This is a genomic window from Mucilaginibacter auburnensis (assembly GCF_002797815.1).
In the GTDB taxonomy this organism is placed as follows: domain Bacteria; phylum Bacteroidota; class Bacteroidia; order Sphingobacteriales; family Sphingobacteriaceae; genus Mucilaginibacter; species Mucilaginibacter auburnensis.
Window position 1 is genome coordinate 884,435 of sequence record NZ_PGFJ01000001.1, and the last position, 26,770, is coordinate 911,204.

The window sequence follows — 26,770 nt, forward strand, 5'->3', positions numbered from 1 at the left end:
CCGTCAATCACTATAAATGCAACAAAAAATGGAAAAGCAACTTACTAAACTCAATATATTCTCAGGCAAAGGCGTACAAATGCGCACCTTTCACATCACCTGGTTAATGTTCTTTGTTTGTTTCTTCGGATGGTTTGGTTTGGCGCCATTAATGCCAACCGTTCGTGCCGAGATGGGCTTAACCAAGGGTCAGGTTGGTAATATCATCATTGCATCTGTTACGGCTACCATTATTGCCCGCCTTATCATAGGTAAATTGTGCGATACATGGGGGCCGCGTAAAACTGCCGTAAGGCTGTTGCTGGTTGGTGCCATTCCCGTTTTTTTGGTTGGATTGGCGCACAGCTACATAACATTTTTATTGTTCAGGTTGGCTATTGGCGTAATAGGTGCATCATTTGTTATTACCCAATTCCACACGTCAATGATGTTTGCACCTAACATAAAAGGTACAGCTAATGCAGTTACCGGTGGCTGGGGCAACCTAGGTGGTGGCGTTACCAACATGGTTATGCCTTTGATATTTGCCGCGATAGTTGGCTTTGGCTATACCCCGGCAGAGGCCTGGAGATATGCTATGATCGTTCCGGGAGTAATGATGTTAATTATGGCTTTTTTATACCACCGTTACACTAAAGATACACCTAACGGCAACTACGATGAGATAGGTCATAAACAACAGGATACGAAAACAGATTGGAGCGTATTATCTGACTGGAGAATATGGGCCCTGATGTTGGCCTACGCCATGTGCTTTGGCATGGAGCTTACATTTGATAACGTTGCAGCCCTGCACTTTGTTGATACCTTCCACCTTAACCAAAGCTCAGCAGGTTTTTGGGCCGGTGTGTTTGGTTTCATGAACATTTTTGCCCGTGCATTGGGCGGTATCGCTTCAGATAAGGTTGGTAACAAGTTTGGTATGCGCGGTAAAGGTTTGCTGCTGGCCGCTATGTTGTTACTGGAAGGCTGCGGATTGATACTTTTTGCACAGGCAGGCTCATTGTTTATGGCAATTGGCTCTATGCTTACTTTCGCCCTTTTCTTAAAGATGTCAAACGGCGCCACCTATGGCATCGTACCTTTTGTAAATACAAAAAATGTGGGTTTGGTGAGTGGTATTGTGGGTGCCGGTGGCAACCTGGGCGGTATGCTGTTCGGCTTCCTGTTCAAATCAGATACTATTACTTATGTTGAGGCATTTACCTACATCGGTTATATTGTTATAGCGGTTTCAGTGGTGATACTCATCACCCGATTTCAAAAGCAAGCAGTAGCCGTTGATGCAGACTTAAAAGAAATTGCCGGAAGCGCCATCTAATATTTTAGACATCTACCTATGACTAAAAAGAACACCCAAAGTTTTACTTCAACCTGCTGCTACTGCGGGGTAGGCTGCGGTGTGCTCGTTAATAAAGAAAAGAGCGGCAGCATTACTGTTCAGGGTGACAAAAACCACCCGGTAAACAAAGGCATGCTATGCAGTAAGGGCCTTAACCTGCACTACACGGTTAATGACAAGAGCGACAGGCTGCTTTACCCGCAAATGCGCTATAATAAAAACATGCCCATGCAACGCGTAAGCTGGGATGATGCCTTGGATCGTGCTGCTGCCGTTTTTAAAACATTTATAGATAAATACGGACCCGACTCGGTGGCATTTTACGCATCGGGCCAGTGTTTAACAGAAGAATATTATGTGTTGAATAAGCTGATGAAAGGCTTCATCGGCAGTAATAATATTGACACCAACTCGCGCCTGTGCATGAGCAGCGCGGTGGTGGGTTACAAAAAAGCTTTAGGAGAAGACAGTGTGCCAGTTTGCTATGATGATATTGAACTGTCCGACTGCTTCTACGTAACCGGTGCCAATCCGGCCTGGTGCCATCCTATTTTATGGAGAAGGGTGGAGGCGCATAAAGCGGCTAATCCTCACATCAAAATTATAGTGGTTGACCCACGTGTTACCGACAGCGCGGGCATAGCCGATCTGCATTTACAGATCAATCCTGGGACCGATATCACGCTTAACCATGCCATTGGCCGTGTGCTGATTGAGAATGGCGATATTGACCTTGATTTTGTTACCAACCATGCCGAGGGTTTTGATGCCTACAGCAAACTGGTTTTTGATAGGACAGTGCATGAGTCGGCAGTGATCTGTGGTGTGAGCGAAACAGACATCCGTTTAGCTGCAAAATACATTGGCAACGCCAACGGCTTTATCACCATGTGGACGATGGGCCTTAACCAAAGTGCCATCGGTGTAAACAAAAATTTAAGTCTGATCAATCTCAACCTGATAACCGGGCAAATAGGTAAGCCGGGCTCTGGTCCGCTGTCATTAACCGGGCAGCCTAATGCCATGGGCGGCAGGGAAGTAGGCGGCCTATCCAACCTGCTACCGGCACACCGCGATCTGGCAAATGCCGCTCATCGCGAAGAAGTAGAAAAATTTTGGGGAGGCAAGCCTATTCAGCCTACGCCTGGCTTAACGGCCACCGAAATGTTCGAGGCCTTGAATAACGGCAGGCTAAAAGCGATATGGATATTGTGTACCAATCCGCTTACCAGCTTGCCCAATGTGCGCTTAGCTGAAGAGGCATTGAAGAAAGCCAAATTTGTGGTGGTGCAGGAGGTAAGCAACAAATCAGAATGCCTGCCTTATGCCGACGTGATACTGCCCGCCGCTGCCTGGGCCGAGAAAGAAGGCACCATGACCAACTCCGAGCGTCGCATAAGTTACCTGAATAAAGTGCTTGACCCACCGGGAGAGGCTCTGCCGGATGCCGAAATCATTTGCCGCTTTGCGCAAAAAATGGGTTATCACGGCTTCGATTTTAAAGACGCTGCCACTATTTACGCGGAGCACGTCAAACTCACCGCCAAAACCAACATCGACATAAGCGGATTGAGTTATGATGTGTTAAAGGAAATGAAAACCGTGCAGTGGCCCTATAAAAAGAAAGGCGCATTGAAAGGTACATCAAGATTATTTACCGATAAGAAATTCTACACCCCTTCAAAAAAAGCCATCATCCACGCCGTGCCCGACGCCCTGACCAGCGAAATGCCCAACGAGGATTTCCCATTTATATTAACCACCGGACGCGTTCGCGACCAGTGGCACACCATGAGCAAAACCGGTAAGGTTAATAAGCTCAATCAGCATTATCCGCAGGCTTTTGTGGAGCTGAACCCGGTTGACGCAGAGGCGTTAAACATTAGCGAGGGTGATGTTACGGTGATCACGTCTCGCCGGGGTGATGTGCAGGTTAAAGCCAAAATATCCACTCAAATAAAACAAGGCGTTGTGTTTTTGCCCATGCACTGGAGCAAGATATTAGGTAACGACCTTAATCGCGCTAACAATGTTACTTCCGATCAACTCGACCCGGTATCAAAAGAACCCGACTTTAAATTCTGTGCCGTAAAGGTGGAGAAGTTTAAAAAGCCATTTCAACGTATTGTGGTGATAGGTGCAGGCGCGGGCTCCTACGGTTTTGTGAAATCATACCGTGAACTGAATAAGGATGATCAGATCACTGTTTTCAGTAAAGAGAATCATCCCTTCTACAACCGCATTATGCTGCCCGACTACATCAGCGGCGAGCAAAAATGGGAGCAGTTGGTGAAAATGACCGACGAGGAAGAACCTGAATATAATATCAACTTACAGCGCGGTGTAAGTGTAGAAAAGATAGATCGTGTTAACAAAGTAGTAACCGATTCAAGAGGCGGTAAAACCCCTTATGATATTTTGCTGATGGCAACCGGCAGTCGTGCTGCCGTGCCTAAAAACGTGCCCACATTGCCGGGCATTTTCACCATGCGCAACCGCAATGATGCCGACAACTTTAAAAAGCATGTGCCGGCTGATGGTCACGTGGTGATCGTTGGCGGTGGTTTGTTGGGTTTGGAAATGGCAGCATCGCTGCGCGAGATAGGTATAAGGGTAACCATCATTCAGCGTACTTCAAGGTTTTTAAACCGCCAGCTGGATGCCTTGGGCAGTCAGTTGTTGCACGAGGAAATGGCCGACCAGGGTTGCGATATTTATTATGACGATGAGATACAGTTGTTTTACGGTCGCTCAAAACTTACAGGCGTAGGTTTAAAGAGTGGGCGCAAACTCAATTGCGATGCCATTATCCTCGCCATAGGTACTAACCCCAACATGGAGCTGGCCCGCGAGAGCGGTTTAGAATGCCGCCGTGGGGTAGTGGTAAACGAGCGCATGCAAACCAGCGATCCTGATATTTACGCCATTGGTGAGATTGCCGAGTTTGACGGTACACTGTACGGTATCTCCGCCGCCGCCGAACAGCAGGCAGCCGTGGTAGCAGCTTACATGAACGGTGATATAGCCAGCTATTACAAGGGCAGTCTGTTTATGAACATCATCAAAATACATGGCTTTGATCTGTGCAGCATCGGCTTATCAGAATGCCCTAATGATACCGAGTACGAAGAAGTGGTATTCATTGACAAAGCCAAGCGCTACTACAAAAAATGCATCATTCACCAGGACAGGCTGGTGGGCGCTATACTGATAGGCGATAAGAGCGAATTTATTGAATTCCGTGAACTCATCGCCAATAAAACCGAGTTGAGCGAGAAACGCCTGCAACTGCTTCGCAGCGGCAACAAAGCCGAACCTGTTATTGGTAAGGTGGTTTGCAGTTGCAACAATGTGGGTGCGGGTAACATTCAGAATAAAATTGACGGCGGCTATGTTGACCTAAAACAGCTATGCTCTGCCACGGGCGCGGGCATGGGCTGCGGCTCGTGCAGGCCGGAGGTAAAGCGCCTGTTAGATGCCGCCCTGCAAAATACAGTAATGGCTAAAGCAGGATAAAATGGAGCATTTGATCAAGATCAACCTGCCCGGCGGTTTCATATCTGCCGGCGATCTGTACGAGATACTGGAGATTGCCGAAAGCGCGGGTGCCGCCAGCATCCGCTTTGGTAACAGGCAGCAATTGTACTTTACCATAGCTGAGGAGCGGTTGGAGGACCTTGAACTGGACATGTTAAAATCAGAGATCAGCTATGAGGTGGATGCGGACCAATACCCAAACATCATCAGCTCCTACGTAACCGACACCATCTTTACCCAATTTGACGGCTGGCTGCGCGAGGGCGTTTATAAAGACATTTTTGATGCCTTTGACTATCAGCCACAGCTCAAGGTGAACCTGGTGGATAACTACCAAAGCTTTGTACCATTCTTTAGCGGTCACATTAACTTCATCGCCTCGGGTACCAGCAACTACTGGTACACCTATGTGCGCTTCCCCAAAACGGATATATTATATTGCCTGCCTACGCTGGTTTACTCTGAGGATATACCCGTGCTTGCTAAATCCATAGAACACACCATCCTCAACAAGCCCGAGCTGTTTTACAACCGCACTGATGTTGATACCGAACGCTTTTACACCCTCCTGCAAAAGCAGGTTAGCGTAGTTTTTCAGCCGGTTACCGAATCGCTTAAACTGCCCGACTTTTTCCTGCCTTACTACGAGGGATTTAACAAATACAGCAATAAGTATTGGCTAGGCGTGTACCGCCGTAATGAGCTGTTTTCTATTGGCTTTTTAAAGGATGTTTGTTTGCTGTGTTTGAAAAGCCGTATCGGGCAGATCTACACCACGCCATGGAAATCGCTCATTATAAAAGGTATAGACCCTGCCGATCGTAACCAGTGGGGCCTGATACTCAGCAAGTATCACCTCAATATACGCCATGCGGCCAATGAGCTGAACTGGCAGGTGGAAGACGTTTGCAGGGAAGGCCTTGATCTTAAACTGCAATTGGTACGACAGTTTGAGGAGGCAGACCTGCGCACCTATCAGCTGAGTTTTGCCATTAAAACCCAGCCTAAAACCGGTCTGCAGGGTGCTATCAGTATCAAGAAGGAAAAAGATGAGCTATACAGCATATCGCACACGCGCGACTTCAACCCCAACTCGCGCGAGGAGGTGGTTTATGCCGATGGGGTGGAGCAGCAGCAGCTCAGCACGCATTTAATAGCCCTGTGCCATAGCTTTCAGGATATGCAGTGCAACGCCATTGTACCCGAAACTCCGCTTGCTGAACCCGCTGCACGAACCGAAGAAAAGGAATTAATTTACGAATGCAGCTGTTGCCTCACCCGTTACGACAAAACCTACGGCGACCCGCTCAATGACATTGCCCCCGGCACCGACTTTGAACAATTAGCCACCTACAACTGCCCCGTATGCGACGCGCCCAAGTCTGATTTCAGGTTGGTGAGTGATGGGGTGGATGTTTAAACAGGCATGGCATAACAATGCACCCAATGTCATGATGAGCTTGTCGAAGCATGATACAATAATACTGCCTTATGTCATGGTGAGCTCCGTCGAACCATGATCCGGACCGAGATGCAGGTGTGTAGCATAAATCCATAGACAAACATCGCGTGCCGTTGTCGGTGCTTCGACAAGCTCAGTGTGACAAACCGTATTATTGTCATGGTGAACTCGTAGAACCATCAGATCCACCAGATGTACGGTTCTTCGCTGTTTTGGATAACTCCGGGAGCAGGTGCCAGTTATTGTTTATTATGGCTTCTTTTTTCGCTCGTCGCCAGCCTTTAACCTGCTTTTCGAAAGCTATTGCCTGATTAATATCAGTAAACGTTTCGCAAAACACCAGTTTCAGCGGTCGCCTTTTTATAAGTATAACACGTAGGATTTATTCCTTCAGCATGTTGTGAAAAGCGTATATCAATGTTATTCGTCACTCCGGTATAATATGACTCGTCACTGCAAAGCAAAATGTAGACAAAGTAGGTTTTCATGTAATAGCTAATATACAATTTATGTGTTTGAACAAGCTCAGTGTGAAAATAAAGGGAAATGTCATGGTGAGCGTGTCGAACCATGATACGGACCCCAATGCAGGTGTGTAGCATAAACCCATAGACAATCATCACGTGCCGTTGTCGGTGCTTCGACAAGCTCAGCATGACAACTGACAAAGCAATAACCGATGTCATGGTGAGCTCCGTCGAACCATGATAAGGACCGCGATGCAGGTATGTAGCATAAACCCATAGAAAGGTAATCGTGTACTGTTGTCTGTGCTTCGACAAGCTCAGCAGGACAACTGACAATGCAATAACCGTACTGCCGCAAGAATACAGCATTAGACAGCGAAAGGAATTCTTGTGCCACTTCTACAAAAGAATTTCAAATAACCCGTTTCACTCGTCTCATTTTCGTTTCACTAAAAATCGTTATTTAATTAATAACCAGTTTATTGCAAAATAAATCGTCTCACATCGTTTCATATCCACGGCGAGACGGTACGCCTCAATTTTTACTTTCCGCTTACCGCAGGTAAATAGGATTGCTGTAAATTGCAGTATGAAAGTACAAATATGGAGCGACGTAATGTGCCCGTTCTGCTACATTGGCAAACGCCGGTTTGAAAAGGCATTAGATTGGTTTGAAAACAGCAAGGATATTGAAGTGGAGTGGAAGAGTTTTCAGCTGAACCCGCATTTAAAAACAGACCCATCATAAACGTTACCCAATACCTGGCTGATATTAAGGGCTGGACCATTGACCACGCCCGCCAAATGAACAACCATGTTACCCAAATGGCTGCCGCAGAGGGCCTGAGCTATGATTTTGACAAAGCCGTTGTAGCCAACAGCTTCGACGCGCACCGCTTTGCACACCTGGCCAAACAACACGGCAAAGGCGACGAAGCCGAAGAAGCCCTGTTCAACGCCTACTTCACCAACGGCCAAAACATAGCGGACCATACCACCCTCGCCTCCTTAGGCGAATCCATAGGTTTAGACAAAACCCTTGTTGAACAAACGCTGGCTACCGACCAATACGCCGCCGATGTGCATGCCGATATTCAGCAGGCGCAGCGGTACGGTATAAGCGGTGTGCCGTTCTTTGTAGTTGACAATAAATACGCCGTATCGGGCGCGCAGGAGGTAGCGGTGTTTTTACAAACCCTCCAAAAAGCCCACACCGAATGGTCGGCAGCCAACGGTCCTGCCAGTCTGGATGTAATTGATGGCGATAGCTGTGAAGTAGGCGGCGATTGCTAAGGCTTAGCTATTAACCGTAGCCAATATGTTGTGCATTTGTAGGGTATGCCTTTGCTGATGCGCCACAATAAAGCGGAACACATCGCCCAGTTTGAGTTTTATAAAAGGGGCAATGCTTATGGGTATATGCAGCTTGTTAATATCGTAGCTGCGCGCCTGTTCAAGTAAGGTTATCAGCTGTTTTTGATGTGTAATGTAGGTTGTGAGTACCTCATGGCTGTTTAGCTGGACACCAGGGCGATGCCGGGCAGCTGCTTTGTACTTCTTTTTGATGATGCCGTTATCAGGTTGCATCATCCCAACAAAATAATTACCCAGCCAACCCGGTTTAAAGTCTGTTACAGTTGTTTTTGAGGCTGATGCCAGCGCCATGCTAATGCGAGGCAGGTAATAGGTGCTGTAGGTATTCAGGTGCTCGGCAACCTGGGCAATGCTCCAACTATGCTCATCAGGCTTTTTGTTTAACAGGCTGTCGCTTAAGGAGAGCAGGTGTTCAGCCTGCATTATCTGCGTCATCACTTCGTTTATTAATTGTTGAATAAGCTGGCCGGTATTAATCTGCATGGTTCAAATAGTATGCTGCAAATAACGGTATAGGCTGTTGTTTAAAAGTTGGCGCAGACCAACATTTACAGCTTAATGTTATTCATCATTTTGCTCAAAGTGGTTTTTTCAACGCCAATGTAGGATGCTATGTATTTGTCGGGTATCAGGTTAAACAAATGCGGACTGCGGGCAAACAGGGCGCTAAGTTTTTCGACTGCTGTAAACATGCTCAACTCCTGATTCCGCACCAATACACCCGATAGGGTGTGCGATAACATGATGCGCATCCATTTCTCCAATTCGGCGTGTTTATCTACTACTTCAAACAAGTCGTGATAGCTGATGTAGAGTAGCCTGGTGGTGGTAAGGCTTTCGTAAGTAAGCTTAGCGGGTTGCTGTAGCAAAAAGCTGTCAACCACTCCACCAAACGAGAAGGGGTAAGTAAATACGGTAGTAAACTCTTTATTATTATGCGTGCTGAAACAACGTTGAACACCTTCGCAAATAAAATACAGGTAGCGCTCAACCTCACCTTCGGTGGTTATTACGGTTTTGCGTTTATAATTTCGTGCTTTCCATTTAGGTAAGAGCTCATCAAATAATTTGTCCGGCAAAACAGGTACTTTATTGAAAAATGCCTTCAAAGCGCTAAGCTCTTCAGTGGTAGGATGGGCAGCGGGCATAACCAGTTACTTCAATGCGCTAACAATTATTCGACGGTAGGATGTTAAAGCAGGTGTGCCATTATCAGTGACTTCGCAAATAACGTGGAACGTTTTTCCGGCAGCGTCAGCCGGCACCTTCAGTTTAATTTTAGGGGAGGTAGAGCCGTCTATTGCTATGGGCTGCTGATAGGTGCCGGCCTCCGTCAATATCCACCAATTGAAATGGAGTTGATCGCCTTCAGCATCGGTAGTTGCAGCTGCATCTAAAGTAAAGGTAGTGCCCGGCTTTAAATTGACCCTTATAAGGTTGATGGTTTTATCGCCGTTAACTATAACTGTTGGATTGCGGTTACCTTTGCCATCTTTAGCCCAATCCATGCGTGCGGCAAAGCTATTGAACAAAGCCTGATAGAATTTCTCCTGATACTTTTTGGAGATGGCATTGGCGGGTGTGTTCTTTTGGTTAATGTAGGCAGTGGTTACGCTATCGGCGCTAATGCCACGTTGAAAATATCCACCCCAACCACCTGCCGATGGGTTTTCAGGATCATTCAAGCCATTGGGCCAAACGTATAAAAATGATGGCGTATCGCCCTCAACGCCCCACTTAAATTTAGGGTAAATAGCGCCTAAAGCGCCATGGTTCTGTATGTCGCGGGCGTACTCATCCCAACGGCTCTTACCGGTATTATTTTGATATAGCCATGCCGATTCATCCCATACAAAAAACAGATCATCAGCAAACTCCTTACGCATCCAGTAATGCGAACTGGCGTTGTGCTTGTAGCGAAACTGCACATGGTCCTGATCTGTTATGGTGTAAACACGCAGCTTGTGTAAAAACTTTTTAAGGTCGGCTGCCGGGCGTTCCTTCTGTACCTTCCATATAGCCTGCGCAACGGTATTGCCTCCACCCCAAACCAATATCCATAAAGGCCGTTCATCCTGCTCATCAGCCATTTTAATGATAAGATCGCTGCCTGCTGAGTTATTGGTTTCTCCCAAAGCAGCAACCCCCATTTTTGTGCTGCCAAGCACAGTCCGGGAGCGGAGGTAGGCCGGACTTGGCCAATAACCCAATTGCTGCCGCGACTCATCTTTCGAAAACGATATTTGCGCTGAGCGTTTTTGCAGGTTAGGCAGGTCTTTTTCATAAGCGTTGATCACATCATGAATGATCTCCGGATGCTCTTTATCGCCATAATCGCTCCAGCCCGTTGTTGATACCAGGCCTTCAATTTCAAACAGGTCGGCGTGGGATAAAAGCCTGATCAACGATTCCATATCATCAGGCTCAATGTCTATCGGCGCAATATCTGTTAAAACAATAACGCGAGGCTTTAGGTTAGTATTTAAAGGTTTAGCTTTTTGCGCTATGCTGATTTTAAACATAGCACATAATAAAGCCAATAACACAAAGTATTTACGCATGAGCTTATTATTTATAATGGGCAACATTACTAACAAAGCTATATTATTATGTGGCAGCAACAAAATAACCAGCTATACAGAAGTTTTACTTTTAAAGACTTTAAACAGGCATTTGTTTTTATGAGCGAAGTGGCTGAATTGGCCGAACACCATAATCATCACCCCACCTGGACCAATACCTATAATAAGGTAGAGATCTGGTTAAGCACTCATAGTGCAGGCAATATGGTTACTGATAAAGATAATGAGCTGGCTGCGGCTATTGATGCGGTTTTGCTTAAAATGCAGGGCGATGAACCTGCCGGTGAGATAAATGCCTGATTTTGTTGTGTAGGATGTTGCCTTCTTTAGCTCAATATTACACCTTTATGCGTATTTTAGGCCCGTATTTTGTTAATGCCCCTGATGCGTAAAAGGTACTTACTCTTTTTTTTATTATTTGTAAAAACTGTAGCGTTTGCTCAAACGCCGCCCCCGGGTTACAGCGATCCTCTTAAATATTACAACTTTGGTGCAGGCGGACAAACGTTTGGCTCACCGGTATTTGGTCTTAATAACCTTGTGTATACTGCCGGCGTACCTAATTTTGGTGCTTATACTGTAATTAACAACACTAATATTAACGCTAATAACTGGTGGCCTGTTAAGGATCATACCAAAAATGACGGCGACAGCGGTTATATGATGATAGGCAAGCCGCGTAATGGCATTGGTGATGAAGTGTTGTTTGATGATGGCGTAAACGGCCTTTGTTCGGGTACCAGCTATGAGTTAAGCGCTTATTTGATGAACGTTAGTAAAGTAGTGGGGGGCACATCGCCCGACATAAGTTTACGCGTTGTAGAGGTATTGAGTAACGGATCACCCGGTACTACCTATCGCACAAACTATACGCTGCCTAAATATAGTGTAAACCCGGATACGTTGTGGTCAAAGATCACACTGCAGTTTACAGCATCGCCGGGAATAGATAATGTACGTATTTATATAGTATGTAATACAACCGGTGGCCCTAATTTGGATGATTTTGCTATAGATGATATTGCTATAAATGCCATCGGACAAAAAATAGATGCAGTGTTTACCGGGCCAGGAAATCAGGTATTAAGAGAAACCTGCGCTGCAACGTCTGAAAGCATTGAAGCCTCAGCAACTACTCCTGTTAACGGCAATGTTATTCAATGGCAAGAGAAGGTTAATAACGGTCTGTGGGAGCCAATTGCAGGCGCTAACAGCACCACCTTAAGTAGAATGTCGTCTACTACACCTGGCATTTACAGTTACCGCGCTGCTTCGGGTCCGCCGGGGCAGGTTGATAAGTTTTCGTGCAATGTGGTGTCAAACGAGATATCAATACGCGTAAAACCAGAAGTTTACGTAACTGCAGGAGCTGATAAGTTATTCTATCGTACCCTGCCGCCTGTAAGATTAGACGGTGCGAGTAACAGCAACGATGTGGTGTGGACCTCAATTTCAGGAGACGATGTAAGTACGTTAAGCAGTACCACCACGGCATCCACATTTGCCTCGCCTAATCAAACTACAACTTACAAATTGACAGCCCGGTCTGATGATAGTAATACTTGTGGCCCCGAGCAGGTTGATTTTGTTACTGTGTTAGTGGCTGATAAAGTTGAGCCCAAAAATACGTTTACGCCGAACGGCGATGGTATTAATGATAAATGGATAATTGAGGGTCTGGACAGTTACCCAAGCCCGGTTGTAAGGGTGTACACCAGGAGCGGGCAGTTAATGTACCGAAGCGTAGGCGGATCTCACCCATGGGATGGTACTTATAAAGGCAAAAATGTACCTGCGGGCGTTTATTATTATATAATTGACCTTAATTTAGCAGGAATGAAATTATCCGGACCGCTAACTGTATTAAGATAAGGCGCTTTTCATGCCTAAAATATTGCTGAGGTAATTGCTCATCATATCAATATCCACTACATCATTTATAAAGCCAATGTGCATATCCGGACGCACAATAATGGCTTTTTTTCTCCCTTCGGATATTTCAAATGCTTTAAATACGTCCACATTTTTTGCTGATGGTGGCAGATAATATAAATTAAGCCCGGGATAATTTTGGGTTATCCATTTAGCCAGTGTAAACAGGTCAAGTTCCTGCAGTTTACCAAACACCATTAACGTAAAACCCGGCTTGGCGCACCATTGATGCAGATCGGTTTGCTCTTTCTTTTTTTCGTCAAAAAGTTTAAGATAGGGTAGCCTGTCGCCGGCTTTAATGTTTCTTGCTGTACTTAAATTGAGATTGATCTGGCTGTCGCGATAGGAAATGTCTAATTGTGCTAATCGTTTGAAGAACCATTCGCGGAAGTTGGGTTTTTGCCAGGCGAAGTTGACCATGCGTGGCAGTATCCATTTGCGCAGGGTAGCCGTAAACCAGTTGCCTGATATAATAAGTTTAAAAAGCTTATCTGTTGTGTTAAGTAATGTTTTAGCAACGGGCATGCGCTCATCTGCATAGCTGTTGAGTATGGCCTCATTAAACTGCCCGGTTATAACGCCGGCCAGTTTCCAGCCAAGGTTATAAGCATCCTGCAAACCTGTGTTCATGCCCTGCCCCCCAACTGGTGAGTGAATGTGCGCGGCATCGCCTATCAAAAAGCAGCGTTCCTGCCTGAAACGTTCCGCCATGCGGTGATGCAAGCGATAAGTAGTGAACCAGTGTGTTTTTGATATCTCGAATTGAGCATTGGCTGTGCTTTTTAAATTAGGCAAAACATCGGTAAGAGTTATCTCTCCGGTAAAGTTCATTTCGGGCGTAATATTGCCTATCACCCTGTAACGCTTAGCCTCAGGCATGGGAAAAAAGCCGGCCATGTTGTTTTTAGTGAGGTACAGCGAAACTTTGTCGGCATCAAGGTTGTGGTTTTCAATCTCTATGTCGGCTAAATAAAACTCGTTGGCATATACGTCGCCATTAAAAGGTATTTGTAGTTGCTTGCGCAGAATGCTGTGTGCGCCGTCTGCACCTATAACCCACTTACTGTTTAGGATAGTTTCGGTGCCGTCGCTATTGGTGAGGATAGCGGTTACGCCGCTACTTGTTTGGGTTATGCTTTTCAAAGCAGTATCCCAATAAACCGGACAGCAATTTTGGGTAAGCACATCAAGCAGTAAGCGTTCGGTTTTGTTTTGCTGATACAAAAACACATAAGGGAAATGTGTCTGTGAACTTCCGATGTCGGCAAAGGAAAGGTCAATAAGGGTTTGGCCGTTAAGGGTGTAAGCCACACCGCCTGCCTGTTTGCCGCCAGGTAGCACCTTGTCAATAATCCCCATTTGCCGGTAGATCTCTAACGACCGCGCCTGCACCGCCAACGCTTTTGATTGATCTGTAGGGCCCTGCTTGCTGTCAATAATAACAGGTTGAACACCATAACGCAGCAGCTGCGCCGCCATCATCAAGCCTGATGGCCCTGCGCCAACTATCAGCACCTGTGTATGTTGTTCTATAACCGGCATTTAAACAGAACGGGCTATAATGAAAATGGTTGGTTTTTTATGCAGATCGGGCTTTTTGCTTTGCCATGCGGCTATAGTTTTAGTTTGCACCAGTTCGTCCTCGGCCGTTAAGTTGCAGGCTATGCAAAGACGTGTTTTGGGCTGCGCTGTTTTCAAAATATCATCTAAAAGTGAGTTGTTTCTAAAAGGTGTTTCTATAAAAAGCTGCGTTTGATCAAAGCGGACGGCAAAGCTTTCCAGATCCTTGATTTTTTTTGCCCGCTGTACCTTATCAATAGGTAAGTAACCCTGAAAAGCGAAACTTTGGCCATTAAAACCCGATGCCATTAGCGCCAGTAATATAGAACTTGGCCCCACCAGCGGAACTACCTTTATGCCGCGTTGGTGTGCTTCGGCAACAATATCTGAACCTGGGTCGGCTACGCCGGGGCAGCCGGCTTCGCTCATCAGTCCAACATCTTTGCCACTAAGCAGACCCTTAAAAAAATCTTTAATATGCTCGCGTTTGTGTTTGCCATAATCATGAATAGCGAGATCGCTTTGAGGCGTTTTTAATCCGGCCTCTTTTAAAAATTTGCGGGCTGTTTTTTCATTCTCAACAATGTACTCTTTTATCCCGTTAATTGTTTCCGTTAAAAAAGGCGTGAATGTTTTAGCAGCCGAATTATCAGCAAGCGGCACAGGTATTAAAAACAAAGTTCCGTATGGCATTTTGCAAAAATGCAGTTTTTTATATAATTTAAGGGTGTTACAAGGAGGTTACAATGAAATCATTAGGTATTAACTGGTTTATTGAGGGCACTATAGATTTTGAATACAAAAAATACATATTGCTTGACTATCTGCAACAAATTCAAAAACACTTTGATGATACCCGCTTATACCCAACTTTAAGCGATCTAGTGTTCCACTACAACAATCTGGTGCATTTTAAGCAGAACAAAACAACACTGCAAAACTCATTTCCGCAACGCCTTACCGAAGCCGACATTGCCGCGGTAAAGCTCACTTACGAGAAAATAGTGGAAGACGATAGCACTATGCTGGAAATTGAGCAGATCATTGCTTATGCCATGTATAAAATGAATCCGGCCATAAAAACAAGTCAGGAAATATTTGAATATGTGGAGAGCCGCCTTAACATTACGCCGGTTGGCATTATGCCACTTATACCTTACAGCGGATACTTTTCCTTACGCAACGGCAGCGAGCGTACACACAGGGTTTATGAATATCATTTTACCATTTTTGAAGATAGGAATGATAAATACCGGGGCATCAATATAAAATTGATAGACACCTACGAGCAAAGTTTAGCCAACACCCCCGAGGCCGTTAAACTTGATCTGATCCGCAAACATAAACATCTGCCTAATCCCGCGGTATATTATTTGCATACAGATGTTACTTTTCCACTGGAGCAAACGCTGTTGCCAATAGCCAAACGTTGCCTGGTAAAGTTCATTTCTAACGCCGCATAATAATTTCACCCCTTTCTACGATACTTTCGTAACATTTGGTTTCCTGCTGCGTCTTAACACGGTAACTTAGTTGCGCATTGTATTACATTAAGTGTAATAAATGTGTTAATTATTGTTAAAAAGAATTTTTAAATACTAAAATCCTAAAACCTTAGTTATATATTCGCACAACCAATAACCTTTTATGAAATTTCTAACCTACACAATTGTTTCACTACTCTTGCTGCTATCTTTTTCTTCAAAAGCGCAAAATGCTTTTTCGGTTAAAGGCGCCGTGGTTGATACCACCGCAGCAGCTAAATTACACAACGCATCTGTACTGGTGCTGCGCGCCAAAGACTCCGTTATGGTAAAGTTTACCCGGGTAAGCCAGGATGGCAACTTCGCTATAAGCAATATTCCAGGCGGCAAGTACCTGTTACTGGTTACTTATCCGGAATATGCAGACTATACAGAAAGCTTTTCGCTGGATGCGACAGCACCCGCAAAAGATTTTGGCCGTATAGGCATGGTGCTTAAAGCCAAATTATTGCAGGACATTGTAATTAAAGGCAAGGCCACGGCCATAAAAATTAAAGGCGATACCACCGTTTTTAACGCAGCTGCTTTTGTAGTGCAGCCTAACGCGAAGGTGGAGGATCTGATGAAGCAGTTCCCCGGTGTTACGGTAGATAAAGACGGCAAGATAAGTGCCAATGGTAAAACCGTTGAGAAAGTGCTTTTAGGTGGTGAAGAGTTTTTTGGCGATGACCCCACATTGGTTACTAAAAACATACGGGCAGATATGGTGAAGGAAGTGCAGATGTTTGAAAAGAAAAGTGACCAGGCAGCCTTTACAGGTATTGATGACGGCAAAAAAACGTTGACCATGAACGTGGTATTAAAAGACGATAAGAAAAGCGGCTACTTTGGCAAAGTTGATGCGGGGGTTGCCACTCAGGCCTTTTATTCGGGGCAGGTTATGATGAACAAATTTCAAAACAAAGAGAAATTTGCCTTTAATGCCACACTCTCTAACAACGGCCGAACCGGACTTAGCTTTCAGGATGAACAAAAATATGGCGATGCCGGTAACGTTACCGTTATGGACGGCGGCGGTATCATGATAACTACCAGCGGGAATGATCTGTATTATGATGGCAGAGGCTTCCCAATATCACGCTCGGGCGGTGTTCACTATGATAATAAATGGGGTGCAAAAGATAAGTATACCATCAACACCAATTATAAACTGGGTCAGTTAGAAGTGGTTGGAGATGTAAATAACATCAACCAAAACAACTTGGGTACACAGGTAAACACAACAATTTCTAATCAAAGATTCAGCAATTCGGGCTTAAGACAAAAGCTGGATGCCGCATCTATTTTAACGATTGACTCAGTAAGCAACGTAAAGATCACAATTGACGGTTCATTAAGAAACTCCACGCAGAATACTGATCGTGATGAGACCATTTACAATAATGACAAACTACAAAACTACTCAACCAGTGTTAACTCTGTAAAAACAGACCAGCGTGTGATGAACGCGAGCGCTTTTTACACCCGGAAGCTGAAAAAGAAAGGCCGTACCCTTTCATTATTATTGGGGACTACTATTGATAATGCCGAGAGAGAAGAATCGCTTTATACTACTGCTGATAATTATGATCTGCTTACAGGTACTGTTAAATCATCCAGAATAGTTGACCAGAAAAAACCGGGTTCAAGTAAAAGTACCGCGTTTAACTCTAACCTGACTTACACTGAACCGCTTACGCAGGCCTTATCATTGGTTGTGAACTATGGTATAAATACCAATAACGCAACTTCTGAAAGGTTGGCTTACAATAAGGTCAATGGCCAGTATGATGATCTTGACCCATTAGTTAGCAACAGCTTTAAGCTGAATCAAATTGCTCATCAGGGTGGTGCCATCTTAAATTATCTTAAAGGTAAAACCACCTTAAATTTTGGTACCCGTGTTACTGATGTTCAATTTAAACAAGACAATGAGTTGAAAGGAATGATCTATGAGCGGCACTTTATTAACTGGATGCCACAGGCAACGTATCAGTACCGTTTTGGCCAGCAATCGGTTTTTAACTTTAATTACAATGGTAGCACCCAACAGCCGAGCATAAGCCAGTTGCAACCTGTATTGGATAATACCAATCCTTATTTCCAAAATATTGGTAACGAAAACCTGAAACCATCATTTTCAAACCGATTCAACTTGTATTACACCAATTATAAGCCTTTAAGCGGGCAGCGCTTCTATGTAAGTGGTGGCTATGCTTTTACAACTAATGCGTTTGTAAGTAATACTACCAATATTTTGGATGGTGTTGATCAGGGTAAAACCATATCGCAAACGGTTAACACTTCTGAGAAAAACCCTTATAATTACAACCTAAGTATTAACTACGGTCGTAACATATGGGGCGGAGTGCAGGCTGCTTTAACTGCAAGTACAAGTAATAACGTATCATTCAATCAGGTTACCAGGCAGTATACAGATGCATCAAAAAATACAACTGCGTTAAACAGATCTGAAAACGGTAGCTACGCTTTAAACTTTTCATTATCAAAATATGCAGCTAACAAGTATGATCTGTACCTATCCGGCGGTCCTCAGTACAGCATCAGAAAGCTGACACAACAAGGGCAAATTACAAACGTAAATAGTAAAGATTTTAGAGGGAATGCATACTTCGGATATTATCTGCCTGCTAAATTCCAGATCATATCAGAAGCTACTTATACCTATACCGGCGCGGCAAACGGTTTAGATGGCTTTTCAAGAACCATTGTGACCGCCTCCTTATCTAAAATGTTCTTTAAAAGCAACGCTTTAAAAGTTACAGCATCAGCCAACGACTTGTTAAATCAGAATAACGGCTTTAACCGGTCAGTTAATGGCAACCAGATCAACCAAAATACCTTTACTACCATCAAAAGATATTTTATGCTATCAGTTAGCTGGGATTTTAATAAAATGGGCGCAGGAACTCCTAAACAATAATACAATGAAAACTATCATAAAAAGCCTAACACTTATTTTAACTGCAGTTTGCAGTGTGGCGCAAGCCCAAAATGCCAGGTTTACAACAACCGGTACTATAGAGTATCAAAAAAGTTCGAATACGCATGCTATCATCCCGCGTATGTTCACCAAGAGCAATGAGGCATTTTACAGGCCCGCATTTGAGCAGTTAAAAGCCAAAGAGCCGCAGTTTAGAACTTTAAAAAGTACTATGGTATTTGGCGATAATAAAACCTTGTACACCCCTATTGCTCCCGAAGGAAGACCGCCAAGTTTAGGTTTGCCAATTATGGAGCAGTTTAATACGGTATATACAGATTTTACTGCAAGCAAAGCCATTACGCAGAAAGAAGTGTATGGCGATATGCTGTTACTCACTGACAGTACACGCCAAATTAATTGGAAAATTACTGATGAGACCCGGGATATTTTGGGCTATACCTGCCGCCGCGCCAACGCAATAATTATGGACTCCATTTATGTGGTGGCTTTTTATGCAGAAAAGATACCTGTATCCGGCGGCCCCGAATCATTTAATGGCTTGCCGGGAATGATACTACAGGTTGCCCTGCCGCACGAGAATATTAGCTGGCTGGCAACCAAAGTTACCGAAGCATCTGTACCCACTGCAACACTTGTGCCGCCTAAAAAAGGCAAGGCAACTACCAGTAAAGATTTTAGAGTGTTGCTTGATAAATTGTTAAAGGGCCAGGGCGATGTAACTATACTACAGTTGTATTATAAAGCCTATTTATTGTAAACCCTGCATCCAACCTAAACCATAAAAACGAAAAGCGCTGCCGGACCGGCAGCGCTTTTCGTTTATTAACTGGTTTTTATTATAAGGTTTGAGGCGTGTAAACTTTTACAAAACCATCATTTTCGCTGCTTACCACTAAAAGGCTCTTTTTAGTAGGACTGTTTTTAGCAGGAATGATCAAAACACCTTCGGGTGCGTCGCCACATTTAATCAGTTGTAAAAATGTTGGCTTGGTTGGATCGGTAATGTTATAAACAGCAACGGCATCTGCACGTTCCATGCCTACAAATGCTACTTGTTTGTTGCCTATTTTGCCAATGGTTATGCCTTCCGGTTCAACAGATTTATCGTCGCTGCGGCCATCGTCATACACGTTGGCTGCAATTGTTTTAACGTCCAGTTCGTTTTTGCTGTCAAATATCTGCGCGCCTGTGTTGCCGTTCCATACGCTGAATGAGCGAGCACCTAATGAATATATTCCTTCATACAAGCCATCGCCATTAGCATCTCCCAATGTTTTGGTAATGTTCAAACGGCCCAACTGGTCATCCTTGCGCAGATCGGCTCTGTTAGGGAAAACTGTTGGATCTAAAGTGATATCTTTAACGCGTGAAACCTCTGCAAAGGCAGAATATTCGCGCGCATCTCCTTCGTTAGCTGTGAATAAATACGGTGTGCCGTTTAATTCGCTTACAGCAATGCCATCAGGCATGTAAATACCTTTAACCGGCCATTTTGCAAGTGGCGTTCCTGTGTTTTTGTCGCTCGGGTCAATTTCATTGCCATCAACATTATAATCTTTAAATCCTAATGGTAAGATGTCTGTAATGGTTTTTGTAGTAAGGTTGATCTTTGCAATGGCGTTATTTTCCTGCAATGTTACCCAAGCTGTTTTTGAATCCTCTGATACAGTGATGTACTCGGGCTCAATATCTTTTGCAAAGTTTAAACCCAAACCGAAAATGCGGAAGCCCTTTGCCACCAACGCGGCTTTCTGTCCTTCAAAGCCTGAAAAATCAAGTGTAGTTACAGCATAATTATCGTTTACGGAGATGATTGATACGCTGCCAACCGGGTCGTTAGTGTACGTATCATTAGGTTCTCCTTCGTTAGCGGTTAGTATCAATTTACCATCGTTGCTGTAAGTCACCATATCAGGCAGGGCACCAACCGTTACTTGTGCAACTACGCTATAGTCGTCGGTTTTGAAAACTACAACTTTGCCATTAGCCTGTTTATCTGTTGATTCAATAGCTGCAGCCACTTTTCCGTTTGAAACAGCTACGCTGTTAACTGCGCCACCATAGGGAGCCATCGGGATAGATTGGATAACCTTCATGGCAGCAGGGTTGCTAAAATCAATTACATCAACTTTATTAACGGTACCATTATTAACTACAAAAAGGCGTTTGGTTAATGGATCATAAGCTGAAATTTCGGCGGCACCTACTTCGCCAATGTCAATCGTGCCAATTTCGGCAAAGGTTGAGGGATCTTCGTTTACAAAAAATTCAGGTTCGGGCGTAGGTTCAACGCTGTTTTTTTTACAACTAAATAACCCAACAGCCACAACCAACATAAGTAAAGTTCTCTTCATAATAATTTTCGCTTTAATTAAAAGCACAAAACTATTGGAGCCGTATTAAGAGAATTTAGCGCTGTAATTAAGTATTTGTTAAGGGAAAGCGAATTTAAAACCTACTTATAAGTTAGAAATTTTGATGTTGGTACGGCTTTGGTATGATATGTGTAAAGGTTTAGTTAAAATATTTAAATTGAATGAAACCTATGAAAAAGATGAGTGCATTGACAGCAGCTGTGGCCGTAGCGGCCATACTGGGAGTAGGAGCGGTAGCCGCCCCGCATCAAATAAATACGGGCAAGCAAAATTTTATTGCTAAAACAGATACAGTTCCCGGCCAGGTTGCCAGACCAAAATCAAATCAGCCAGGAACATTACCTCCGCAGGTAACTCCTAATCCTATTCCCAACCCAAATACAACTCCAAGTCCGTTACCAACTACAACGCCTAATAACGTTACACCGGGCGTAACACCAACACCAATGCCTGGAACAACTCCGGTAACTCCCGGCGTAACACCAACACCAATGCCGGGCGTAACGCCGGTAACACCAACACCGGCTACTCCGGGTGTAAGACCAACTACTCCGGGTACAACAACACCGGGAGCACGACCAACAACCCCGGGCGTAGGTACCACGCCGGGAATGTCTACACCGGGTAGCGTAAGTCCTGGTACTGGCGCTGGTTCTGGTTCAGGTGCTGCCGGAGCGGGTGGTGCAGGTGGAATGTAATAACAGACATCAATATTATAAATAAAGCCATTCGTTTTTGAATGGCTTTATTTGTTTTGCAGGCATTATTTGAATAACCACCTCCTAAACCATTCAACGCTAAGCCATGTATCGGTAGCGTTAAAAACGTGACCTAAGTTAGGTTGAACCAAAATGCTGAGGTTGTTAAGGGCTTTCTGCGTTTTATAAGCATTGGTAGCAGATGCGAAAGCTATCTGTGCACCGCCGTACGGATTGTTAGGGTCTTTATCCTTACTCAGGATCAACAACGGTCTTGGTGCTATAAGTCTTAACAGCGAAGGGCAATCAAACTCGTCCGTAACACCTGGGATGATCTTCTCCCAAACTGCTTTCACATTTTTTGTGTTTATATCTTTATCGCCTATGTCAACAGAAGCTTTTTTATGCGCATCGGCGATGGTACCTGTTCGGCCCTGCCATTGGTTGTTATCTAATATCCACTTAAAGCTTTGCGCGGCAATACCTACCACAACAACCTTTATGCGGGGTTCAATGGCAGCTGCCATGTAAGTTTCAATGCCACCCATTGATATACCACCCATACCTATGCGTGTGCTGTCAACATCAGCGCGGGTAGCAAGGTAATCTACCAGTCGGGTCAGATCATAAGCGGTATCATACAAAAACGGATATTGGTGTTGTTGCGCGTTGTTATTTTTAAAAGCCTGATAAGCGGCTTCAACATATTCTTTACTCCCAAGCGCACCACCGGGTACACGTTCGCCGTGGTAACGAGCATCTATAGCAACAGCCATGAAGCCCGCCTTTACCAGTGGTAGTAATACAGCGCGTACTTCGCCAATTTCTTTATTGCCGCCTGTTCCGTGCAGAAATACAACAGTGGGGAATCGGGTTTGACCTTTTGTAATTGGCTTGTAAATTACAACCGGCATCTTCTCGGTGGCTTCGGTGTAAATGGTGCCCCGCTCAATGTTCATACTGTCGGTATAGGTAACGGTGAACGATGGACGTGGGTTTGTAACAGGGCGTTGCAACAGGGCTTTAAAATCTCGGGCTACCTGATCGGCAGGTGGGTAGGGCGGGATTTGGGCGAAAGATAATGTAGTTTGTAGGAGAAATAGAAATATTAATCTGCTCATTGTCTGAACTAAGATTAGTAGGATTTTGTGCATTATAGGATTACCTTTTCAATTTAGTAGATAATTAATTAAAGTTATCACTAATTTTAAACATGCAGCACCAAAACCTTACTCACAAAATAATTGGCTGTCAATTTTGTCCTTAATAAAAAAGGATGACAGTAATCCTGTCATCCTTTAATTTTATAAATCATGGTTCAGTTAGTTATACTACCATGTTCACAATCCTGCCCTTCACTACAATCACTTTCTTTGGTTGCTTGCCGTCCAAATATTTTTGTACATCGGCGTTAGCTAAAACAAAGGCTTCAACATCCTTGGGTTCCATGGTTAACGGAATATTCAGATTCATTTTTGTTTTGCCATTGATTGAGATAGGGTAAGCAAACTCATCCTCAACCAAATAAGCAGGATTAAATTTAGGATATGCAGCGTATGATAACGTTCCTGCTTCATTGCCTAATAGTGACCATAGCTCCTCGCAAATATGCGGAGCATAGGGCGACAGGATAATAACCAGATCCTGCAACACAGCGCGCTTGTTACATTTCTGATCGGTCAATTCGTTAACTGCTATCATGAAGCTGGATACCGACGTGTTGAATGAGAAACGCTCAATATCTTCTTCCACTTTACGGATGATCTTGTGCAATGATTTTAACTCAGCTTTGGTTGGCTCCGCGTCAGTCACGGTAAACTCCCATGCATCATTATGGAACAAGCGCCAGAATTTACGCAGGAATTTAAACACGCCTTCAATGCCGTTAGTATTCCATGGCTTGCTTTGCTCAAGCGGACCTAAAAACATCTCGTACATGCGGAGGGTATCGGCACCGTAGCGTTGGCAAAGATCATCAGGGTTAACTACGTTATAGTAGCGTTTTGACATTTTCTCAATCTCTACCCCACAAACATACTTGCCGCCGTCTAATATAAATTCTGCGTCAGCAAATTCAGGCCTCCAAGACTTAAACTTCTCTAAGTTCAGCACATCATTCTCCACAATGTTTACGTCGACATGGATAGGTGACGTATTGTGATCTTTTATCAAGCCATGTGATACAAAGGTGTTGGTGCCGCGGCCTTGCTCATCTATCAAACGATACACAAAGTTGCTTCGCCCCTGTATCATCCCCTGGTTGATCAACTTTTTAAAAGGTTCTTCTTCAGGTGCTTTACCAATATCTTTTAAAAACTTGTTCCAGAAACGGCTATACAACAAGTGCCCTGTTGCGTGTTCGCTGCCGCCTATGTAAAGGTCAACGTCTTTCCAGTATTCAATAGCTTCCGGCGATGCAAATGCAGTATCATTATGTGCATCCATGTAGCGGTACCAGTACCAGCTGCTGCCTGCCCAGCCCGGCATGGTTGAAAGTTCGTATTGATATTCGTTATGGTATTTCCAATCTTCAGCACGGCCCAGTGGTGGTTCGCCGGTTTCGGTTGGCAGGTATTTATCAATTTCCGGTAGTATTAAAGGTAATTCGCTTTCGTCTATCAGTTGCGGCAAACCATCTTTAAAATAAACCGGAACAGGCTCACCCCAGTAACGCTGTCGGCCAAATATGGCATCGCGCATTCTGAAGTTTATCTTGGCTTTGCCGGCACCTATTTCTTCCAGCTTGGCAACAGTTGCAGCGGTAGCTTCTTTGTAGTTCAATCCGTTTATAAAATCAGAGTTGATGTATTTACCTTCTTTGGTAGGGTCGGCCTCGTCAACAATGTTTTGTGTATCAAGTATCGGGATGATGGGCAGGCTGAAATGTTTGGCAAACAAAAAGTCGCGTTGATCTCCGCTTGGAACAGCCATTACCGCGCCGGTACCATAGCCTGCCAATACATAATCGGCAATATAAATAGGTACACGCTCACCGTTAAGCGGGTTAAGCACATAACTGCCCGTAAACGCGCCTGATACTGTTTTGGCATCAGCCATACGGTCCAATTCTGATTTCTTTTTTGTTTGGGTGATGTAGGCATCAATTTCCTCCTTTTGTGCCGAAGTGGTAAGTTCTGCTACCAATTCATGTTCGGGAGCAAGTACAATGAAAGTAACCCCAAAAATAGTATCAACACGGGTGGTGAAAACTTCTATAGCGTGAACGCTTTGCTCAATCTGGAATTTAACCGAAGCACCTACGCTTTTGCCTATCCAGTTGCGCTGCATTTCTTTAAGTGGCTCGGGCCAGTCAATGGTATCCAGGCCTTGCAACAGGCGGTCGGCATAAGCGGTGATGCGCATGCTCCATTGCATCATTTTCTTTTGCTCAACCGGGTAACCACCGCGCTCGCTAAAGCCATCTTTTACTTCATCATTAGCTAATACAGTACCTAGTGCTGCGCACCAGTTAACGGTGCTTTCGCGCAGGTAGGTTAAGCGATATTTTAACAACTCTCCCTGCTGCTTTTTGCTGTCAAACGCGTTCCACTCATCCGAAGTAAAAGTTAGCGTATCTTCATCACACACGGCGTTAACACCGCCAGAACCATTGGCTTCAAAATGTGCTATCAATTGGTCAATAGATTCAGCTTTATCTGCAGTTTTGTTATACCATGAGTTGAACAACTGCATAAATATCCACTGTGTCCACTTATAGTACCCGGGCGAACTGGTACGCACTTCGCGACTCCAGTCGAATGAAAAACCAACCTGGTCTAACTGGCGGCGGTAGGTGGCTATGTTGGCTTCGGTAGTTACCGCGGGGTGCTGACCGGTTTGTATGGCGTACTGCTCGGCCGGTAAACCAAATGAATCATAACCCATTGGGTGCAAAACGTTAAAACCACGCAGGCGTTTGTATCTGGAAAAAATATCAGAAGCTATATAGCCCAGTGGATGACCAACATGCAGTCCTGCTCCTGATGGGTAAGGAAACATATCAAGTACATAATACTTGGGTTTCGCTCTGTTATTTTCAGCTTTAAAGGTTCCGTTATCGGCCCAAAACTGTTGCCATTTTTGCTCTATATCCTTAAATTGATAATCCATTGGTGGTTTCTCCAGAATGATAAATCGCGAAATTAGTAAAAACTCTATTAGTATAGTAGTTTAATTGGTTTTACTGGGAACACGTTTGCATAACCACGTTCTATTTAATTGCTTGCTACTAAATGGTTAGTTTTTTGTAACAGCAATTAAACAGTGGGTTTAAAGCAAAAGCTTACTTTTGCGTTAACAATTCTTTTATCACAATTATGAAAAAACTTTTTACCACTCTATTTGCGGTGTTGGGCTTTTTTACGCTTGCACACGCACAACAATCAAAAGGCGTTGAATTAGGTATTGGCATTGGTTATAACGGTGCGTCTGTTAGCAATGACAATAATCACTCCACCAAGTCAAAATCAGGCTTTAACGCGGCTATTTCAGTAGATAATTATTTTTCTGACAGGTGGAGTCTTAAAGCAAAGGCCATTTATGACCAAAAAGGCTGGGCTGAAGGATATTTAGGAGAAGCAAAAGGGATTGACTTTTCTTTAAACTATTTAACAGTTCCGGTTATGGCCAACTGGCATTTTGGTAAAACCAGAAACTGGTATTTAAACTTTGGTCCTTATGTAGGTTTCTTGTTAAGTGCGGACGCTTCACAATTCAACGGTTCTTTAAAACAGTTTTTTAACTCTGCAGATGGCGGTTTGGCCTACGGCATTGGTGTAAAGCTGCCTGTTGCTGATAAAACTAAGTTTTTTATTGAATTTGATGGTCAGAATGGCGTTACTGATCTTTTCGCTGAAGGAGCATCACCCTATGCTATACGCAGCGTTAGAGGTGCATTTAACATTGGCTTTAACTTCTAAGCTTAAGGGCTAATTACTGATAACAGCAGGC

Annotated in this window: 21 protein-coding genes; 12 read left to right on the plus strand and 9 right to left on the minus strand. The window is 44.3% G+C overall.

Going from position 1 to position 26,770, the window contains the following annotated elements; all coding sequences use genetic code 11:
* Positions 1-28: 28 nt before the first annotated feature.
* From CLV57_RS03910 to CLV57_RS03920, 3 genes are read left to right on the plus strand one after another with little or no spacing between them, the layout of a single operon-like run.
* A complete protein-coding gene (locus CLV57_RS03910) occupies positions 29-1,321 on the plus strand; it encodes an MFS transporter (protein WP_100341298.1) in 1,293 nt (430 codons plus the stop codon).
* 18 nt (positions 1,322-1,339) lie between these two features.
* On the plus strand, positions 1,340-4,858 hold the full coding sequence (locus CLV57_RS03915; RefSeq protein ID WP_100340039.1) for a nitrate reductase: 3,519 nt from the start codon (positions 1,340-1,342) through the stop codon (positions 4,856-4,858).
* A gap of 1 nt (position 4,859) precedes the next feature.
* Positions 4,860-6,299, plus strand: a complete 1,440-nt coding sequence (locus CLV57_RS03920; protein WP_100340040.1) for a rubredoxin — start codon at positions 4,860-4,862, stop codon at positions 6,297-6,299.
* Between the two features lie 359 nt (positions 6,300-6,658).
* On the opposite strand, the gene CLV57_RS18715 is transcribed toward CLV57_RS03920, so the two are convergent.
* Complete coding sequence (locus tag CLV57_RS18715; RefSeq protein WP_317044565.1) at positions 6,659-7,177, minus strand: GIY-YIG nuclease family protein; 519 nt, start codon at positions 7,175-7,177, stop codon at positions 6,659-6,661.
* 220 nt (positions 7,178-7,397) lie between these two features.
* Here CLV57_RS18715 and CLV57_RS18675 point away from each other — a divergent pair, with 220 nt between their 5' ends.
* Both CLV57_RS18675 and CLV57_RS03930 read left to right on the plus strand, forming a co-directional pair.
* Entirely contained in the window at positions 7,398-7,556 is a 159-nt protein-coding gene (locus tag CLV57_RS18675) for a DsbA family protein (RefSeq protein WP_262497412.1), read from the plus strand.
* Positions 7,508-8,101 (plus strand): DsbA family oxidoreductase, encoded by a 594-nt coding sequence (locus tag CLV57_RS03930; protein ID WP_262497413.1) that lies wholly within the window; start codon positions 7,508-7,510, stop codon positions 8,099-8,101. The genes CLV57_RS18675 and CLV57_RS03930 overlap by 49 nt, the downstream gene beginning before the upstream one ends.
* A 3-nt stretch (positions 8,102-8,104) precedes the next feature.
* On the opposite strand, the gene CLV57_RS03935 is transcribed toward CLV57_RS03930, so the two are convergent.
* The 3 genes from CLV57_RS03935 to CLV57_RS03945 form a co-directional block, all read right to left on the minus strand.
* On the minus strand, positions 8,105-8,665 hold the full coding sequence (locus tag CLV57_RS03935) for a DinB family protein (RefSeq protein WP_100340041.1): 561 nt from the start codon (positions 8,663-8,665) through the stop codon (positions 8,105-8,107).
* 65 nt (positions 8,666-8,730) lie between these two features.
* A complete protein-coding gene (locus CLV57_RS03940; RefSeq protein ID WP_100340042.1) occupies positions 8,731-9,330 on the minus strand; it encodes a Crp/Fnr family transcriptional regulator in 600 nt (199 codons plus the stop codon).
* Between the two features lie 6 nt (positions 9,331-9,336).
* The gene (locus CLV57_RS03945; protein WP_100341299.1) at positions 9,337-10,743 is read right to left on the minus strand and encodes a DUF1593 domain-containing protein; all 1,407 of its coding nucleotides are present in this window, start codon (positions 10,741-10,743) and stop codon (positions 9,337-9,339) included.
* Positions 10,744-10,791: 48 nt separating this feature from the next.
* On the opposite strand from CLV57_RS03945, the gene CLV57_RS03950 reads away from it, so the two are divergent.
* Together CLV57_RS03950 and CLV57_RS03955 are read left to right on the plus strand one after the other, a co-directional pair.
* The gene (locus tag CLV57_RS03950) at positions 10,792-11,064 is read left to right on the plus strand and encodes a 4a-hydroxytetrahydrobiopterin dehydratase (RefSeq protein WP_100340043.1); all 273 of its coding nucleotides are present in this window, start codon (positions 10,792-10,794) and stop codon (positions 11,062-11,064) included.
* Positions 11,065-11,148: 84 nt separating this feature from the next.
* The gene (locus CLV57_RS03955) at positions 11,149-12,636 is read left to right on the plus strand and encodes a gliding motility-associated C-terminal domain-containing protein (protein ID WP_157799059.1); all 1,488 of its coding nucleotides are present in this window, start codon (positions 11,149-11,151) and stop codon (positions 12,634-12,636) included.
* On the opposite strand, the gene CLV57_RS03960 is transcribed toward CLV57_RS03955, so the two are convergent.
* Together CLV57_RS03960 and CLV57_RS03965 are read right to left on the minus strand one after the other, a co-directional pair.
* The gene (locus CLV57_RS03960) at positions 12,628-14,238 is read right to left on the minus strand and encodes an FAD-dependent monooxygenase (RefSeq protein WP_100340045.1); all 1,611 of its coding nucleotides are present in this window, start codon (positions 14,236-14,238) and stop codon (positions 12,628-12,630) included. The two genes, CLV57_RS03955 and CLV57_RS03960, sit on opposite strands and share 9 nt — an antisense overlap.
* Entirely contained in the window at positions 14,239-14,949 is a 711-nt protein-coding gene (locus CLV57_RS03965) for an SAM-dependent methyltransferase (RefSeq protein ID WP_100340046.1), read from the minus strand.
* A 53-nt stretch (positions 14,950-15,002) separates the two neighbouring features.
* On the opposite strand from CLV57_RS03965, the gene CLV57_RS03970 reads away from it, so the two are divergent.
* From CLV57_RS03970 to CLV57_RS03980, 3 genes are all read left to right on the plus strand, one after another.
* Positions 15,003-15,719 (plus strand): hypothetical protein, encoded by a 717-nt coding sequence (locus tag CLV57_RS03970; protein WP_100340047.1) that lies wholly within the window; start codon positions 15,003-15,005, stop codon positions 15,717-15,719.
* Positions 15,720-15,903: 184 nt separating this feature from the next.
* Entirely contained in the window at positions 15,904-18,723 is a 2,820-nt protein-coding gene (locus tag CLV57_RS03975; RefSeq protein WP_100340048.1) for a TonB-dependent receptor, read from the plus strand.
* Positions 18,724-18,727: 4 nt separating this feature from the next.
* Entirely contained in the window at positions 18,728-19,504 is a 777-nt protein-coding gene (locus CLV57_RS03980; RefSeq protein WP_157799060.1) for a GLPGLI family protein, read from the plus strand.
* Between the two features lie 79 nt (positions 19,505-19,583).
* On the opposite strand, the gene CLV57_RS03985 is transcribed toward CLV57_RS03980, so the two are convergent.
* Positions 19,584-21,101, minus strand: coding sequence for a choice-of-anchor I family protein (locus tag CLV57_RS03985; protein ID WP_100340050.1), 1,518 nt, complete (start codon positions 21,099-21,101; stop codon positions 19,584-19,586).
* A 191-nt stretch (positions 21,102-21,292) separates the two neighbouring features.
* On the opposite strand from CLV57_RS03985, the gene CLV57_RS18300 reads away from it, so the two are divergent.
* A complete protein-coding gene (locus tag CLV57_RS18300) occupies positions 21,293-21,820 on the plus strand; it encodes a hypothetical protein (protein ID WP_157799061.1) in 528 nt (175 codons plus the stop codon).
* Positions 21,821-21,885: 65 nt separating this feature from the next.
* On the opposite strand, the gene CLV57_RS04005 is transcribed toward CLV57_RS18300, so the two are convergent.
* A complete protein-coding gene (locus CLV57_RS04005) occupies positions 21,886-22,941 on the minus strand; it encodes an alpha/beta hydrolase family protein (protein WP_100340053.1) in 1,056 nt (351 codons plus the stop codon).
* A gap of 205 nt (positions 22,942-23,146) precedes the next feature.
* Entirely contained in the window at positions 23,147-25,930 is a 2,784-nt protein-coding gene (gene leuS / locus CLV57_RS04010) for a leucine--tRNA ligase (protein ID WP_100340054.1), read from the minus strand.
* A gap of 206 nt (positions 25,931-26,136) precedes the next feature.
* Here leuS and CLV57_RS04015 point away from each other — a divergent pair, with 206 nt between their 5' ends.
* A complete protein-coding gene (locus CLV57_RS04015) occupies positions 26,137-26,739 on the plus strand; it encodes a porin family protein (RefSeq protein WP_100340055.1) in 603 nt (200 codons plus the stop codon).
* The last annotated feature ends 31 nt before the right edge of the window (positions 26,740-26,770 follow it).

Excerpts from the sequence above, each read along its gene's own strand:
- CLV57_RS18300 (WP_157799061.1), top strand. The coding sequence starts at position 21,293 with ATGAAAAAGATGAGTGCATTGACAGCAGCTGTGGCCGTAGCGGCCATA.
- CLV57_RS04015 (WP_100340055.1), top strand. The coding sequence starts at position 26,137 with ATGAAAAAACTTTTTACCACTCTATTTGCGGTGTTGGGCTTTTTTACG.
- CLV57_RS03920 (WP_100340040.1), top strand. The coding sequence starts at position 4,860 with ATGGAGCATTTGATCAAGATCAACCTGCCCGGCGGTTTCATATCTGCC.
- CLV57_RS03955 (WP_157799059.1), top strand. The coding sequence starts at position 11,149 with ATGCGTAAAAGGTACTTACTCTTTTTTTTATTATTTGTAAAAACTGTA.
- CLV57_RS18715 (WP_317044565.1), bottom strand. The coding sequence starts at position 7,177 with ATGCTGTATTCTTGCGGCAGTACGGTTATTGCATTGTCAGTTGTCCTG.
- leuS (WP_100340054.1), bottom strand. The coding sequence starts at position 25,930 with ATGGATTATCAATTTAAGGATATAGAGCAAAAATGGCAACAGTTTTGG.
- CLV57_RS03940 (WP_100340042.1), bottom strand. The coding sequence starts at position 9,330 with ATGCCCGCTGCCCATCCTACCACTGAAGAGCTTAGCGCTTTGAAGGCA.
- CLV57_RS03960 (WP_100340045.1), bottom strand. The coding sequence starts at position 14,238 with ATGCCGGTTATAGAACAACATACACAGGTGCTGATAGTTGGCGCAGGG.
- CLV57_RS03965 (WP_100340046.1), bottom strand. The coding sequence starts at position 14,949 with ATGCCATACGGAACTTTGTTTTTAATACCTGTGCCGCTTGCTGATAAT.
- CLV57_RS03935 (WP_100340041.1), bottom strand. The coding sequence starts at position 8,665 with ATGCAGATTAATACCGGCCAGCTTATTCAACAATTAATAAACGAAGTG.
- CLV57_RS03975 (WP_100340048.1), top strand. The coding sequence starts at position 15,904 with ATGAAATTTCTAACCTACACAATTGTTTCACTACTCTTGCTGCTATCT.
- CLV57_RS03910 (WP_100341298.1), top strand. The coding sequence starts at position 29 with ATGGAAAAGCAACTTACTAAACTCAATATATTCTCAGGCAAAGGCGTA.
- CLV57_RS18675 (WP_262497412.1), top strand. The coding sequence starts at position 7,398 with ATGAAAGTACAAATATGGAGCGACGTAATGTGCCCGTTCTGCTACATT.
- CLV57_RS03950 (WP_100340043.1), top strand. The coding sequence starts at position 10,792 with ATGTGGCAGCAACAAAATAACCAGCTATACAGAAGTTTTACTTTTAAA.
- CLV57_RS03915 (WP_100340039.1), top strand. The coding sequence starts at position 1,340 with ATGACTAAAAAGAACACCCAAAGTTTTACTTCAACCTGCTGCTACTGC.
- CLV57_RS03970 (WP_100340047.1), top strand. The coding sequence starts at position 15,003 with ATGAAATCATTAGGTATTAACTGGTTTATTGAGGGCACTATAGATTTT.
- CLV57_RS03985 (WP_100340050.1), bottom strand. The coding sequence starts at position 21,101 with ATGAAGAGAACTTTACTTATGTTGGTTGTGGCTGTTGGGTTATTTAGT.
- CLV57_RS04005 (WP_100340053.1), bottom strand. The coding sequence starts at position 22,941 with ATGAGCAGATTAATATTTCTATTTCTCCTACAAACTACATTATCTTTC.
- CLV57_RS03945 (WP_100341299.1), bottom strand. The coding sequence starts at position 10,743 with ATGCGTAAATACTTTGTGTTATTGGCTTTATTATGTGCTATGTTTAAA.
- CLV57_RS03980 (WP_157799060.1), top strand. The coding sequence starts at position 18,728 with ATGAAAACTATCATAAAAAGCCTAACACTTATTTTAACTGCAGTTTGC.